Origin of the sequence: Trebonia sp. (assembly GCF_049794275.1) — a bacterium.
In the GTDB taxonomy this organism is placed as follows: domain Bacteria; phylum Actinomycetota; class Actinomycetes; order Streptosporangiales; family Streptosporangiaceae; genus Trebonia.
Map to the genome: position 1 here is coordinate 1 of NZ_JBARCR010000914.1, position 1,686 is coordinate 1,686.

General features: G+C 72.8%; 2 protein-coding genes. Both read right to left on the minus strand.

All coding sequences use genetic code 11. The annotated features are described in order from the left end of the window. Positions 1-67: 67 nt before the first annotated feature. Positions 68-535: a dUTP diphosphatase gene (gene dut / locus WA805_RS23550; protein WP_422273701.1), complete on the minus strand. Its 468-nt coding sequence runs from the start codon at positions 533-535 to the stop codon at positions 68-70. A gap of 20 nt (positions 536-555) precedes the next feature. Continuing rightward, the coding region (locus tag WA805_RS23555) for an AI-2E family transporter (RefSeq protein WP_425243422.1) at positions 556-1,686 on the minus strand (1,131 nt) is incomplete at its 5' end.

The following is a 1,686-nucleotide window of genomic DNA, read 5'->3' on the forward strand; positions in this document are numbered from 1 at the left end:
CTCCCCTACCGCGTCGCGGTCACCGGCGCCGCGGCGCCGACCGAACACTGGCATCTCTCCTCCGTTCTCACCCCGTGGTCACGCCGGCGGCGAGACCGCCCGCGTGACCACCGGTCGAGCCGAAACCATTGTCGCCCCTGGCCGAATCGGGCAGGGCGGCCACCTCGCGGAAGGCGGCCCGCTCCACGCGCTGCACCACCAGCTGGGCGATCCTGTCGCCGCGCCGGAACGAGACCGGCGTGACCGGGTCGGTGTTCAGCAGGACCACCTTGATCTCGCCGCGGTAGCCCGCGTCGATCGTGCCCGGCGCGTTGACCAGCGTCACCCCGTGCCGAGCGGCTAGCCCCGAGCGCGGGTGCACGAACGCCGCGTACCCGGCTGGCAGGGCGATGGCTATCCCGGTGCCGACCACGGCGCGCTGGCCGGGCGCGAGGTCGACGTCCCCGGCGCAGACCAGGTCAGCGCCCGCGTCGTCCTGCCGCGCGTACGACGGCAGCGGCACGTCCGGGTCCAGCCGGGTGATCAGCACTTCCACACCCCAGAGCGTACGCGACCCTACCCCGGGCCGTGGTCGTCACGCAGCGCCCGCGCCGCGCGTGTTATCGCGGCCGTGATCGGCACGGCCACGACGGCGCCCGCGATGCCCGCCACCACGGCGCCCACGGCCAGCACGAGGATCACCGCGAGCGGATGCAGCCGCACCATCTTCCCGACGACCTGCGGCTGCAGCAGGTGGCCCTCCAGCTGGTTCATCACGACCATGACGATGAGCACGATGATCGCGGCGATCCAGCCCTTGGTGGCGAGCACCACCAGGAGCGCGACGGCGCCCGCCACGAGCACGCCGAGCAGCGGCACGAACGCCGCGAGGAACATGAACAGCGCCAGCGGCGCGACCAGCGGCGCGCCGATGATCGTCAGCGTGACGCCTATCACCACGGCGTGAATCGCGGCCACCGCGACCGTGCCGCGGACGTAGTACACGACCGCCTGCCAGGCGGCGGCCCCGGCCAGGTTGGCGCGACGCCTGCGTTCCGTCTGGAACCGGCTGGTCAGCCACTGCCAGATCCTCGTCCCGTCCTTGATCAGGAAGAACGAGACGAAGAAGCACAGCACCACGCCGGCCAGCAGCTCCACCACGATCCTGCTGCCGGTCACCACGGTGCCCTCGACCGCCGACTTGTGCTGGCTGAGGTACTTCACCACGTCGTTCGACAACTGCTGGAGGCTGCCGGTATGCAGGTGGAACGGCGGTCCGGCCAGCCAGGCCTGGACCTGCGTGGTGGTGTGCTTGAACTGGGTGACGAGGCTGGGGTAGTCGGCCTGGACCCTGGTGGTCACCAGCCACCCGGCGCCGCCGAGCAGCACGATGGCGAGCAGCAGGATGCACCAGGTGGCGGCCAGCGGGGACATCCCGCGCCGGCGGAGCGGGGCGGTCAGCGGCTGCAGCAGCGCGGTGAGCAGGATGGCGGCCGCGCACGGCACGACGACGATGTACAGCAGCGCGGCCACCCGCGCCGCGACGTACAGCGCGGCCGCGAGCAGCAGCAGCCGCCAGGACCAGGCGGCCGAGGTCTGCAGCCAGCGCGGGACGCTGCCCGCCTGCAGTTCCGGCGGCGGCTCGGCGGCAGGCGTGCCGTTAGGGGCCGCCTCGTCAGGGGCCGTCCCGTTGGCCGCCGCCGGGCG